The organism is Cupriavidus sp. USMAHM13, from assembly GCF_001854285.1.
Lineage (GTDB): Bacteria > Pseudomonadota > Gammaproteobacteria > Burkholderiales > Burkholderiaceae > Cupriavidus > Cupriavidus malaysiensis.
The window spans coordinates 2,666,008-2,678,706 of record NZ_CP017751.1 but is presented as its reverse complement, the minus strand read 5'-3'; the positions used below and the strand labels follow the sequence as shown (position 1 = coordinate 2,678,706).

Annotated in this window: 8 protein-coding genes; all 8 read right to left on the bottom strand. The window is 68.1% G+C overall.

Features of this window, described 5'->3' with window-relative positions; genetic code table 11:
* Window positions 1-463 precede the first annotated feature (463 nt).
* Window positions 464-760, bottom strand: a complete 297-nt coding sequence (locus BKK81_RS11720) for a hypothetical protein (protein ID WP_071013003.1) — start codon at window positions 758-760, stop codon at window positions 464-466.
* Window positions 761-1,167: 407 nt separating this feature from the next.
* Entirely contained in the window at window positions 1,168-1,623 is a 456-nt protein-coding gene (locus tag BKK81_RS11715) for a GNAT family N-acetyltransferase (protein WP_442873379.1), read from the bottom strand.
* A gap of 151 nt (window positions 1,624-1,774) precedes the next feature.
* Window positions 1,775-3,208 carry an amidohydrolase gene (locus tag BKK81_RS11710; RefSeq protein WP_197523914.1) on the bottom strand — a complete coding sequence of 478 codons (1,434 nt, stop codon included), beginning with the start codon at window positions 3,206-3,208 and terminating at the stop codon, window positions 1,775-1,777.
* Between the two features lie 97 nt (window positions 3,209-3,305).
* Window positions 3,306-4,613, bottom strand: a complete 1,308-nt coding sequence (locus tag BKK81_RS11705) for an MFS transporter (RefSeq protein ID WP_083384077.1) — start codon at window positions 4,611-4,613, stop codon at window positions 3,306-3,308.
* Between the two features lie 149 nt (window positions 4,614-4,762).
* Window positions 4,763-5,983, bottom strand: coding sequence for an acetylornithine deacetylase (argE, locus tag BKK81_RS11700; protein WP_071012998.1), 1,221 nt, complete (start codon window positions 5,981-5,983; stop codon window positions 4,763-4,765).
* A 581-nt stretch (window positions 5,984-6,564) separates the two neighbouring features.
* The gene (locus BKK81_RS11695; RefSeq protein WP_071012996.1) at window positions 6,565-7,722 is read right to left on the bottom strand and encodes a zinc-binding metallopeptidase family protein; all 1,158 of its coding nucleotides are present in this window, start codon (window positions 7,720-7,722) and stop codon (window positions 6,565-6,567) included.
* Between the two features lie 202 nt (window positions 7,723-7,924).
* Entirely contained in the window at window positions 7,925-8,707 is a 783-nt protein-coding gene (otnI, locus tag BKK81_RS11690; RefSeq protein WP_071012995.1) for a 2-oxo-tetronate isomerase, read from the bottom strand.
* A gap of 120 nt (window positions 8,708-8,827) precedes the next feature.
* Window positions 8,828-12,319 carry a transcription-repair coupling factor gene (mfd, locus tag BKK81_RS11685; protein WP_442873378.1) on the bottom strand — a complete coding sequence of 1,164 codons (3,492 nt, stop codon included), beginning with the start codon at window positions 12,317-12,319 and terminating at the stop codon, window positions 8,828-8,830.
* Window positions 12,320-12,699 lie beyond the last annotated feature (380 nt).

The window sequence follows — 12,699 nt, the reverse complement described above, 5'->3', positions numbered from 1 at the left end:
ACATGAAGATCGATCGGAAACTCTGTCGATTCGGTTTTGCCCATTTGATTCTGGTCGAAATAGGCAACGCGAGTTATCCGGCAGGCCGAAGGCCCCTTCCGCGAACCTGTCGTTCGTGAGCGGTTCTGACCGTACATGCGGTGTGAGTCCAGATATGGCACACGGCATGATACTCCGCCGGAAGGCCCCGAACGAACGCGTCTTGGCGCAACGGGTTCAATGAGTTGGCAATTCCAGGGCTTTATCAGACAGGTCAGCGGGTCAACTGCGAAATGGGGCGTGGCCGTTTTAATAGATGGCCGCCTATCGCTGCACAGCGGTCGGCAACGACTCACTGGTGAAGGCCTCTTACGGGCCGGTAGAGGCTGTCGCCGCCAACAGTTAGGCTGGTCGAAGAGGATGGAGCGGTTGCGTCTCAGTCGATCCCGTCGAGGCCGGCATCAAACCGGCCTCGTCCCAATGGTTATGGAGCTGCCGAGTCAGCTTCGCCCTGCGCCGCCAACTCACTCAACACCAACGTCTCGTGCGCCAGCCCAGCAGCCAGCGTGAGCACGCGGTTCTGAATCTCCGCGTTCAGGTCACCGAACGTACCTGACTCCGCGCAGTCGCGAGCCAGAAAGAGCAGAGCATAAAGCTGTGCCGACTTCTCGGCGGCTAAGGTCAACGGCGTTTCGCAGAGCGCGCGCGAATGCAGATGAATGTCCGCATTACGATACTCGGCGGTAAGGCCGTAGCGGGTGTGCTGGCGGGGGTTATCCATTGGGAGCCTCCTTGTGCGCGACAGGCACGCGAAGCGAGGGGGCGGTGGGAAAACGGCATGCGGGACATGCCAGCGGCTCGATACAGAAAAGCGCGGGATTGCGCATGGTACGGCCTCCTGTGTATGCGGTGTGGATCCGCTCCCCACTTCCAAATGGGGTGGGCGGGCGCATGACAAGGTTGGAAGACCGGACACAGGACCGGCGAGCCCGAAGGCTCCCCCGCCAAGGCCCGCCCGCTGAGGACGTGCGAAGGCGCGACGGACAAAAATCGTCGTGTGACGGTTTTTGTCCGCCTGTGTACGGGCTTCCAACCCCGATCGCTGTGGTTGCAGCGACGGGCAGAGTATAGCGCGGGATGCATGCGCCAACTAAGCGAGCTTTCCGGATCTCTCGCCGAGGCTTCTGCTCAAGCAGGCATCTCATGCGCATACACAATAAACCCCTTGTGTTCCGCCACCTTGTCATACAGCGCCCGCCCAGCCGCATTCCCCACCTGCGTCTGCCAATAAACCCGCCGAGCCCCCGCCAGCTTGGCCTGCGCATAGACCCCTTCAATCAACGCCCGCCCACAACCCCGCCCGCGCGCGTTCGCATCCGTGAACAGATCCTGCAGATAGCACACCGGTTCAATCCGGGTCGTGCCGCGATGGAAGAGGTAGTGCACCAGGCCGATCAGCTTGCTGTCCTGCTCGGCGACCAGCGCGAAGACCGGCTCGATGGGGTTGAAGAACCGTTGCCATGTCACCTGCGTGATGTCATCAGCCAGGGCGGTGGGGCCGGAGCGTCCGTAGAAGGCGTTGTAGCCGTCCCAGAGCGGTTTCCACATGGCGTAGTCTTCGGGGCGGATCGGGCGAATCTGCATGGTTTGTGTCATGAGAGGAGAGTCGGCCGCTGGCCGGCCTGGTGGCTGGGAGCGGCTTCGTTTTGGATGGGTTGGGATGCGGGTGCGGCGCTGGCCTGGATCCACGACGGGCGGGGCGGCTGAGGGCAACTCAGCCGCCCGTTGGCTTCGCTCAGCGTTGCGCCATCACCATATAGTCCACGGTCAGATTGGACAAGGCGCGTACGCCGTTCACCAACGCCGGTTCATCCACATAGAACTCCGGCGAGTGGTTGGACGCGGCCTTGGCCAGGTCCGTGCCCTTGGGCGTTACGCCCAGGTTGAAGAACAGGCCCGGCACCTTTTCCTGATAGAAGGAGAAGTCTTCCGAGGCGGTGGCCTTCGGCACGATCATCCAGTTTCCGTCTCCTGCCACGCGCACCAGGGTGGGCGCCATCTTTTCGGTCAGCGCGGGTTGGTTGACGGTGGCGTTGTACAGCTCCACCACCTTGAAGGTGGCTTCGGCGCCGGAGCTGGAGGCGATGGCTTCGGTGGTGCGTTTCATGCGGGCATGGATGTCTTTCTTCATGCCTTCGTCATAGGTGCGGATGGTGCCCATCATCTCGACCTTCTCGGGCACGATGTTCATGCGGTTGCCGCCGTGGATGGTGCCGACGGTGATGACCGAGGGTTCGAGCATGGCGTTGACCTGGCGGCTTCGGATGGTCTGCAGGCCGAGCACGATCTGGGAGGCGACGACGACGGGGTCGATGCCGGCCCAGGGGCGGGCGCCGTGGGTCTGGCGGCCTTTGACGTCGATCCAGAACTGGTCGGCGGCGGCCATGGAGGGGCCGCTGCGCCAGCCGAGCTTGCCGGATTCGAGGCCGCTGCTGACGTGCAGGCCGAAGATGGCGTCTACCTTGGGGTTGTCGAGCACGCCTTCGGCGACCATCTGCTTGGCGCCCCACATATTGCTGCCGTTGGGTTCGAAGTCGGCGGGGCTTTCTTCGGCGGGCTGGAAGATGAACTTGACGCTGCCGGGGAGCTGGTCCTTCATGCCGGCCAGGACTTCGGCGGTGGCCATGAGGATGGCGACGTGGGTGTCGTGGCCGCAGGCGTGCATCACGTCGACTTCCTTGCCCAGGTATTGGCCCTTGGCCTTGGAGGCGAAGGGCACGTCCACGCGTTCCTTGACGGGCAGGGCGTCCATGTCGGCGCGCAGGGCGACCACGGGGCCGGGCTTTCCGCCCTTCAGCAGGCCGACCACGCCGGTCTTGGCCACGCCGGTTTTCACTTCCATGCCGAGCTTGCGCAGGTGGTCGGCTACCAGCTTGGAGGTGCGGACTTCGTAGTTGCCCAGTTCGGGGTGCTGGTGGATGTCGCGCCGCCAGGCGATCAGCTGGGCTTCGATGGCCTTGGCGCGGGTTTCGATCTGGGCGTGCAGGTCGGCGGCGGCCGGGGTGGCGGTGGCGGCTTGCGGGGCGGCGGCCGTCTGGGCCTGCGCGGCCGGCGCCATCAGCAGGCCGGCGGCCAGGGCGAGGGTGCCTAGCGTGCCGGCCATGCTGAGGGGGCGACGATGATTGCCGCGCGTGTTGTCTCGGGAGCGTGCGGGATGGCGAGCTGCCATGGGATGGTTCTCCTCTGTTTGGGTCCTGTTGTGCCGTTTCTTGTTGGTTGGATGGGGGCGCGCCCGGCACGGCGCGAGGTTCGGGCTTGGGTAGGCGCTAGCGGATCCCCAACCGATCCCGCGTCCGCGTGAGCGCAAACAAACTCACCGCCGCACACGCAATCAGATAGAAACTCGGCGCCAGTTTGCTGCCAGTGGCCCCGATCAGCCACGTCAAGATAAACGGCGCGAACCCACCAAAGATGGTCACCGCGATGTTGTAGCTCAGCGAGAGCCCGGTGGTGCGTGTCTGCACCGGGAAGATCTCGGAGGCCAGCGCGGGCAGGGCGCCGAAGTAGAGCGTCATCATCAGGCCCAGCATGATCTGCACGACCAGCATCATGCCGAAGCTGGGGTAGGTGCTGAGCAGCCAGAACACGGGCCAGATGGTGGCCAGCAGCAGCGCGGCGGCGAGTTGCATCAGGGGGATGCGGCCGATGCGGTCGGACCAGTGGCCGACCAGCGGGGAGAACAGCATCTGCACCACGCCGGTGGCCAGCGTGGCGGCGAAGGCGGCCGAGGGCGGCAGGCCGAGCTGCTTGACGGCGTAGGTGGGCATGTACAGCACCAGGTAGGTGGACACGGTGGCGACGATGACCACGCCCATGGCCAGCAGCAGCCGTTCTTTCTGGTGGCCGAGGGTGTCGCGCAGCGGCGTGGCGGTGCCTTCGCTGTGCAGGAATTCGGGGGTTTCGTCGACGTGGCGGCGGATGTAGTAGGCCACCGGGCCGATGGCCAGGCCGAACAGGAAGGGCACGCGCCAGCCCCAGCTTTGCATCTGCTCGGGCGTGAGGGTGGCGGTGAGCAGGGCGCCGAAGCCGGCCGCCAGCAGTGTGGTGAGGCCCTGGCTGGCGACCTGGAAGCTGGCGTAGAAGCCGCGCCGCTGCGGGGCGTGCTCGGCCAGGAAGGCGGTGGCGCTGCCGAACTCGCCGCCGGCGGAGAAGCCTTGGATCATGCGCGCGGCGACGATGCCCAGCGGCGCCAGCAGGCCGATGGATGCGTAGGTGGGCAGCAGGGCGATGATGAACGTGCCGACCATCATCAGCAGGATGGACAGCGTGAGCGCGGCGCGGCGGCCGCGGCGGTCGGCGTAGACGCCGATGACGATGGCGCCCAGCGGCCGCATGAAGAAGGACACGCCGAAGGTGCCCAGCGTCAGCAGCAGCGAGGTGGTTTCGTCATGGGTGGGGAAGAAGAGCTTGGAGATGGTGACGGCGAAGAAGCCGTAGACCACCAGGTCGAACCATTCGAGCGCGTTGCCGATGGAGGCGGAGATGACCGCGCGCCAGGGGTGGCGCGAGGCCGGGGCGACGGCGCTTGCGTGGGCGGGGTTTGCCTTGGTGTTGCCTGCCGGTACTGCTGTCATGCTGTCTCCTCGTTTTGTTATGGGACATGACGCAAAGGCCGGGCCGCGGCGGGTAGCGCGGCCCGGGTACTACGGTAGACGGGGCTTACTGCATCGGGTTGGCGGGCCTGGCCGGGCGTAGCCAGGTCCGGCTCAGGGCAAGCGCAGGCTCAGGGCAGGCGCAGGCTGTCGATCACCTTGCCGAGGAAGCGCTCGCATTCGGCGAGCTGCTCCAGCGTGACGAACTCGTCGGGCTTGTGGGCCTGCTGGATATCGCCGGGGCCGCACACCACGGCGGGGATGCCGGCGCGCTGGAACAGGCCGGCCTCGGTGCCGTAGGCGACCTTGTTGACCTCGCGGTCGCCGGTGAGGGCGCGCACCAGCTGGGTGATGGCGTCTTGCTCGGCGGCGTCGAGCGAGGGCGCGGCGGCGATCTTGCTGATGGCCAGGTCGGCGTCCGGGTGCTCGGCGCGCATGCGCGGCAGCAGCACGTCATTGGCGTGCGACTGGATGCGCTGGAACAGGGCCTCGGGGTCCACGCCGGGCAGGTTGCGGAATTCGAAGATGAATTCGCACAGCGCCGGAATGGTGTTGAGGGCGATGCCGCCCTGGATGGTGCCGGTCTGCGCCGTGGTGTAGGGCACGTCGAAGGCCTGGTCGTAGGGGCCGTTGGCCTTGAACTCGTCGGCGATGTCGCGGATGAAGCAGATCAGGCGCGCCGCGTATTCGATGGCGTTGACGCCGCGCGGCGTGAGGGACGAGTGGGCGGCGAAGCCCTTGACGCAGCAGCGGTAGGCGTTGATGCCCTTGTGCGCCACGATCACGCGCATGCTGGTGGGTTCGCCGACGATGCAGCCCGAGGGGCGCACGCCGCGCTCGCGCAGTTCGGCCAGCAGGTAGGGCGCGCCCATGCAGCCGATCTCTTCGTCGAAGGAGAGGGCATAGTGCACCGGCTCGCGCAGCCGGGCCTGCAGGATGGTGGGCAGCAGTGCCAGGCTGGTGCCGATGAAGCCCTTCATGTCGCAGGTGCCGCGGCCGAACAGCTTGCCGTCGCGCACCACGGGTTGGAAGGGGTCGGTGGTCCAGTTCTGGCCGTCCACCGGCACCACGTCGGTGTGGCCGGAGAGGACGATGCCGCCATCGGTGCTGCCGTCGGCGGCGGGCACGGTGACGAACAGGTTGGCCTTGTCCTGCTGCGGGTTGTAGCTGAGGTGGGGGCGCAGGCCCTTGGCCAGGAAGTGGTCGCGCACGGCCTCGATCAGGCCGAGATTGGAGTGGCGGCTGGTGGTGTCGTAGGTCACCAGGCGCTGGGTCCAGTCGAGCGCGCTGCCTTTGTGCGGTGCGGTATCCGCGGGGGCGGTGGCGGGCTGCTTGAGGGTATCGGCTTGCATCGTCGGGTTGGCTAACGGGCTAACAGGCTAACAGGTTAAGGAACCGATGCTACACCTTTGTGGACCAGGTGGTCCATGCATGGGGGCGATCGGTCCCGGGGGATCGGGTGTCCTGTCTCCTCTGCCGTCTCTGCGGGCGGTTCGGGTTTGCCGGGGTGGGGGCGCTTGCTGGCGATAGTGTAGCGCTGGCGGGGCGGTTTGATCGGGCAGGCGCCGGCTGGCCGTGGATGCTTGGATCACACCGTCGGCTTCGTTTCTTTGCTTGCGGGCGGGATTACACCCTTGGCTTCGTTTGCGCGTGGCGCCTTGCTGAACCACCCCTCTCCCCAACCTTCTCCCCGTGCGGGGAGAAGGAACCAAGTCCGCGCGCTTGGCGCTTCGTGTTGGCGCATCTCGTCTGGCTCCACCAAGCGTGACGGGATTTGCTCCGCGCCGGTTTGCTCCCCTCTCCCGCTTGCGGGAGAGGGGTTGGGGGAGAGGGCCGGCATTCGCCAGTACGGCGGCATTCACTCCGCGCCGGCGCCAGCCGTGATGGCCGGCATCCACCACCAGCCCGGCACAAGACCCGCCAACCACCCCCCTCAACCCTGCGCCGCGCCATCCGCCTCGCTGCTGCTGCCGGCCGCCGTCGCTCCGGGTGCGGCTGCGCTGCCGGGCGCCATCGCCGCGCGGCCGGCGCGGCGCGCGGCGCTGACCACGTTGTGCACGAAGCGCAGCTTGGCCACCACCGCTGGCGCCAGCGCGAAGGGATAGGCGTCCGGCACGCCCAGGCTGCGGTTGAGGCTGTTGAGCGCGTAGGTGAGCGGGAACCAGCGCTGCATCAGGTTGTGGAAGCTGGCTTCGTCGACGGCGGTCTGGTCGCTCAGTTGCGGCAGGCGCTCGTCTTCGGGCGCCAGCACCAGGCCGCAGGCGGTGGCGGTGTCGAGGGTGTCGACGATGTGCAGGTAGTGCGCCCAGGTTTCCGCCCAGTCTTCGAAGGGATGCATGGCGGCGTAGCTGCTGATGTACTGCTCTTGCCATCCCTGCGGCGCGCCGTGCTCGTAGTGCTGCGCGAGCGCGGCCTGGTAGTCGGCGCGCTCGTCGCCGAAGCGGGCGCGGAACGGTTCGATCCAGTGGGTGCCGCGCACCAGGCGGTCGAAGTAGTAGTGGCCGATCTCGTGGCGGAAATGGCCCAGCAGCGTGCGATAGGGCTCGTGCATCTGGGCGCGCACGCGCTCGCGTTCGGCATCGTCGGCTTCGGCGATATTGAGGGTGACGAGGCCGTCGGCGTGGCCGGTCAGTACCGGCTCGTCTTCGCTCGTTTCCTTGAAGGCGAAGCGCATGGGCCGGTCTGCCGGCAGCTCGCCGGTGCCGATCGGCAGGCCCAGCATGTCCAGCGTGTAGAGCAACCGGCGCTTGGCTACCTCGACCTTGTACCAGAGCAGCCGGTTGCCCGGCGTGTCCAGGTTGGGGATGGTGGCGGTGAGCTGGCAGGCGGCACACAGCGTGTCGTCGGCGTGGGCCGCGTCGGCGGGAATCATCCAGTTGCAGACGTTTTCCACCGCGTAGTTGTGGCAGGGGCGGTAGGGCTTGCCCGCGGCCGCCGGGTGCAGGCTGTGCCAGGTGCCGTCGTCGGCGGGCGCGAAGGCGCTGACTTCGCCGAGGTCGGGCAGGTAGCCGAGCGGCGCTTCGCAGCGCTCGCAGCGGACGTTCTCGAAGAACACCAGCTGGCCGCATTGGCCGCAGTGGAAGGATTTCATCGGGGCCTCCATACAGGCGCACCGTGGCGGCCGTCGCTGCATGCGCTTCAGGTGGCGCGACCGCTGCCATGGCCGGACGGGCCGCCGGAGCAGGGCCGGCGTGCCCGGGTCCGCGGCCCAGTATAGCGAAACGGCGCGCAGGAGCGCGGGGAAGGCGCGGGGCGGCGGTGTGGTGTCGCCGGCGCCGCCGCCCATGCCGAGGCTAGCGCGCCAGGTAGGCCCGGAGCCAGCCCAGCCCGGCCGAGGTGCCGGCGCGCGGACGGTACTCGCAACCGATCCAGCCGGCGTAGCCGAGCCGGTCGATCACGTCGAACAGATAGGGGTAGTTCAGCTCGCCGAGGTCGGGTTCGTGGCGGTCGGGCACGCCCGCGATCTGGATATGGCCGATGCCGCCGATGTCGCGTTCGAGCTTCTTTGCCAGGTCGCCTTCGACGATCTGGCAGTGGTAGCAGTCGAACTGGACCTGGAGATTGGCCGCGCCGATCTCGCGGCGGATGGCCTGGGCTTCGTCCTGGCGGTTCAGCAGGTAGCCCGGCATGTCGCGCGTGTTGATCGGCTCGATCAGCACCGTGATGCCGTGCGCGGCCGCGGCGGCCGCGGCGTGGGCGAGGTTTTCCCGGTACACGGCGAGGCAGCGCGCGCGTTCGGCACCGGCCGGCACCAGGCCGGCCATCACGTGAAGGCGATCATTGCCGATCACCGAGGCATAGTCGAGCGCGCGGGCGAAGCCGGCGCGGAACTCGGCCTCGCGGCCGGGCAGCGCGGCGGTGCCGCGCTCGCCCGCGGTCCAGTCGCCGGGCGGCGCATTGAACAGGGCCTGCACCAGGCCGTTATCGTCGAGCCGCCGGCGGATCTCGGCGGCCGGATGCTCGTACGGGAAGAGGAATTCGACGCCCTGGAAGCCGTCCCGCGCGGCGGCGGCGAAGCGGTCCAGGAAGTCGTGCTCGGTGTACATCAGCGACAGGTTCGCGGCGAAGCGCGGCATCTCGGGTCTCCTTGGCGATCAGGTGCGGGGTCGGCGGCCGCCCCGATCGGCGGGGGCCTGCCAACCCGGGGCCGCAATGAAGCTCAATGGAACTGCCGGCTCAGCTCAGCTCAGCTCAGCTCAGCTCAGCTGCCGCAGCGTCTGCTTGATCTGCTGCGCGCGCGCGGCCACGTCCGGCATCTTGGCTTCCACGCGCAGCTTGTCCTGTCCGGCCAGCTTGATGTGGCGGTTCTTCTGCACGAGGTCGATGATGCGCATGGCGTCGATCGGCGGGTTGGGCACGAACTGCAGCGCCAGCGAGGCTTCGCCGGCGTCGATCTTGCGCACGCCCAGCGGTACCGCGGCGATGCGCAGGCGGTGGGTCTCGATCAGCGCCAGCGCCTGCGGCGGCAGGCGGCCGAAGCGGTCGACCAGCTCTTCCTGGATATCGTCGACGGCCTCGGCGGTTTCGCAGTTGGCCAACCGCTTGTACAGCGAGAGCCGCTCGTGCACGTCGGCGCAGTAGTCGTTGGGCAGCAGCGCCGGGGTGCCGAGGTTGATCTCGGTGGTGGCCGACAGCGGCGCCAGCAGGTCGGGTTCCTTGCCGGCCTTGAGCGCCTTGACGGCGGTGTTGAGCATGTCGGTGTAGAGCTGGAAGCCGATCTCGTGGATCTCGCCCGACTGCTTGTCGCCCAGCACCTCGCCGGCGCCGCGGATTTCCAGGTCGTGCATGGCGAGGTAGAAGCCGGAGCCCAGTTCCTCCATCTGCTGGATGGCCTCCAGCCGGCGCGTGGCCTGCTTGCTGAGGCCTTCCGGATCGTGCACCAGCAGGTAGGCATAGGCCTGGTGGTGCGAGCGCCCGACGCGCCCGCGCAGCTGGTGCAGCTGCGCCAGGCCGAACTTGTCGGCGCGGTGGATCAGGATGGTGTTGGCGGTCGGCACGTCGATGCCGGTCTCGATGATGGTGGTGCACAGCAGGATGTTGTCGCGGCGGGCGACGAAGTCCCGCATCACGCGCTCCAGCTCGCGTTCGTGCATCTGGCCGTGCGCCACCGCGATGCGCGCCTCGGGTACCAGTTCGGCCAGCTTGGCGCGCTTGTTCTCGATGGTCTCGACTTCGTTGTGCAGGAAGTAGACCTGGCCGCCGCGCTTGAGCTCGCGCAGGATGGCCTCGCGGATCACGCTGTCTTCCTCGCGCCGCACGAAGGTCTTGATGGCCAGGCGCTTCTGCGGCGCGGTGGCGATCACGGAGAAGTCGCGCAGGCCTTCCAGCGCCATGCCCAGCGTGCGCGGGATCGGGGTGGCGGTCAGCGTCAGCACGTCCACTTCGGCGCGCAGCGTCTTGAGCGCTTCCTTCTGGCGCACGCCGAAACGGTGTTCCTCGTCGATGATGACCAGGCCCAGGCGCTGGAACTTGACGTCGTCGGACAGCATCTTGTGGGTGCCGATGACGATGTCGGCGGCGCCTTCGTTGATCTGCTTGACGGCGGCGTCGATCTCTTTCTTGGTCTTGAAGCGCGACAGCTCGACGATGCGCACCGGCCAGTCGGCGAAGCGGTCCGACAGGTTCTGGAAGTGCTGCTCGGCCAGCAGCGTGGTGGGCGCCAGCATGGCCACCTGCTTGCCGCCCAGCACGGCGACGAAGGCCGCGCGCAGCGCCACCTCGGTCTTGCCGAAGCCGACGTCGCCGCACACCAGGCGGTCCATCGGCTTGCCCGAGGTCATGTCGGCGATGACGGCGGCGATGGCCGCGGCCTGGTCCGGCGTTTCCTCGAAACCGAAGCTCTCGGCGAAGGTCTCGTAGTCCTTGGGCGAGAGCGGGAAGGCGAAGCCTTCGCGCGCGGCACGGCGGGCGTACAGGTTCAGCAGCTCGGCGGCGGTGTCGCGGATCTGCTGGGCGGCTTTACGCTTGGCGCGGTCCCACTGGCCGGAGCCGAGCTGGTGCAACGGCGCGGTGTCGGGATCGGCGCCGGAATAGCGCGAGATCACGTGGAGCTGGTGCACCGGCACGTACAGGCGTGCGCCCTTCTCGTAGTCGAGGTGCAGGAACTCTTCATCGCCGTTGCCCAGGTCCATCGAGACCAGGCCCTGGTAGCGGCCGATGCCATGCTCGCTGTGCACCACCGGGTCACCGATCTTGAGCTCGGCGAGGTCGCGCACCATCGAATCGACGGTGCTGGCCTGTTCCTGCTTGCGGCGGCCGGCGCGGCGCGCGGTGCCGGCGTACAGCTCGGCTTCGGTGACCAGGGCCGGGGCGCCGGCGGCGCCGGGCAGGCCGAAGCCGCTCTGCAGCGGCGCCACCACGATGGAAAAGTGGCTGTCGCCGGCCAGGAAGGCGGCGAAGTCGTCCACCGGCAGCGGGCGCAGGCCGCTCTCGGCGAAGAACTGCAGCAGCGTCTCGCGGCGCCCGGCCGAGTCGGCGCACATCAGCACGCGGCGCTGCTTGTCGAGCAGCAGCGCTTCCAGGTTGACCAGCGGGTCTTCGGCGCGGCGGTTGACGGAGACGTCGGGCAGCGTGGCGCTGACGGCTTCGCCGCGCCCGTCGCCGGCCTGCAGCACCAGGCGCGCGTAGGGCTTGGCGGCGATGAAGAAGGCTTCGTCGGAGAGGAACAGGTCGGCGGGCGGCAGCAGCGGGCGCTCGCGGTCGTGCCGCATGAAGTTGTAGCGCTGCGTGGTGTCGGCCCAGAAGCGTCGCACCGCCTCGTCGATCTCGCCGACGAAGGCAAGCTGGGTGTCGGCGGGCAGGTAGTCGAAGACGGTGGCGGTCTGTTCGAAGAACAGCGGCAGGTAGTACTCGATGCCGGCCGAGGGCACGCCGTTGCCGATGTCCTTGTAGATCGGCGATTTGCTCGGGTCACCCTCGAACACTTCGCGCCAGCGGCCGCGGAAGGCGGTGCGGGCGGCTTCGTCGAGCGGGAACTCGCGTCCCGGCAGCAGCCGCACCTCCTTGACCGGATACAGGCTGCGCTGGGTGTCGGGGTCGAAGGCGCGGATGGTCTCGATCTCGTCGCCGAACAGGTCGATGCGGTAGGGCAGCGCCGAGCCCATCGGGAACAGGTCGATCAGGCCACCGCGCACGCTGTATTCGCCGGGGCGCATCACCGCGCTGACATGCTCGTAGCCGGCCAGCGTGAACTGCGACTTGAGCGCGTTTTCGTCCAGCCGCTCGCCTTGCTTGAAGAAGAAGGTGTAGGCGGCCAGGAAGGACGGCGGCGCGAGCCGGTACAGCGCGGTCGAGGCGGGCACCAGCATCACGTCGCACTGGCTGCCCTGGATGTCGTGCAGCGTGGCCAGCCGCTCGGAGACCAGGTCCTGGTGCGGCGAGAAGCTGTCATAGGGCAGCGTTTCCCAATCAGGCAGGAGGCGCACGCGCAGCTCGGGCGCGAACCAGGGAATCTCCTCGGCCAGGCGTTGCGCGTCGACGGCGCTGGCGCAGACCACGGCCAGCATCGGCGCCTGTCCTTTCATCTGGCGGGCATAGGCCGCCAGTGCCAGCGCGTCGGCGGAGCCGTGCAGGCCGGCCACGGTATGGCGCTGGCCGGATTTGAGCAGCGGCAGGGAGACGGGAAGCGGAAGGGACGGAGCGTCGGGCATGGTCGATGGGGCGCGCCGGTTCGCGGCAGGCGGCGGCATCGGCTGCGCGGCACGCGCTGCGCGGTGGCAGGGCGGCGGTGCGCGATGCGGGCTGGCGGGCGCGGCGGCGGGTCAGGGGTTGTCTGTGTTCGGTACGGGTGTCGGGACGGCGAAAGACGGCTGGGCGTGCGGCATGAACTTCGGTTGGCTGCGCACGCCGGATTCAACGCAAACACCCCGCCAACGATCCGGGGCGGGGTGCGGTCTGCCGGCGCGACGTGGCGTGCGCGCGGCGCGAAAGCGCCAGGTGGCGGATCCGCGGCGCCGTGGCGCACGCTGCCGTAGCGGCAGGCAAGGGCCGTATTATAGAATGCGCGTCGATCCTGCGCCGCACCGGCGCGGCGTGCCGCGGGCCGGAGGCCCGCTCCGCGCCAGCCGCC

Coding starts and splice junctions, on each gene's coding strand:
- BKK81_RS11720 (WP_071013003.1), bottom strand. CDS start 760: ATGGATAACCCCCGCCAGCACACCCGCTACGGCCTTACCGCCGAGTAT.
- BKK81_RS11695 (WP_071012996.1), bottom strand. CDS start 7,722: ATGAAATCCTTCCACTGCGGCCAATGCGGCCAGCTGGTGTTCTTCGAG.
- argE (WP_071012998.1), bottom strand. CDS start 5,983: ATGCAAGCCGATACCCTCAAGCAGCCCGCCACCGCCCCCGCGGATACC.
- BKK81_RS11715 (WP_442873379.1), bottom strand. CDS start 1,623: ATGCAGATTCGCCCGATCCGCCCCGAAGACTACGCCATGTGGAAACCG.
- mfd (WP_442873378.1), bottom strand. CDS start 12,319: ATGCCGCCGCCTGCCGCGAACCGGCGCGCCCCATCGACCATGCCCGAC.
- BKK81_RS11710 (WP_197523914.1), bottom strand. CDS start 3,208: ATGGCAGCTCGCCATCCCGCACGCTCCCGAGACAACACGCGCGGCAAT.
- otnI (WP_071012995.1), bottom strand. CDS start 8,707: ATGCCGCGCTTCGCCGCGAACCTGTCGCTGATGTACACCGAGCACGAC.
- BKK81_RS11705 (WP_083384077.1), bottom strand. CDS start 4,613: ATGACAGCAGTACCGGCAGGCAACACCAAGGCAAACCCCGCCCACGCA.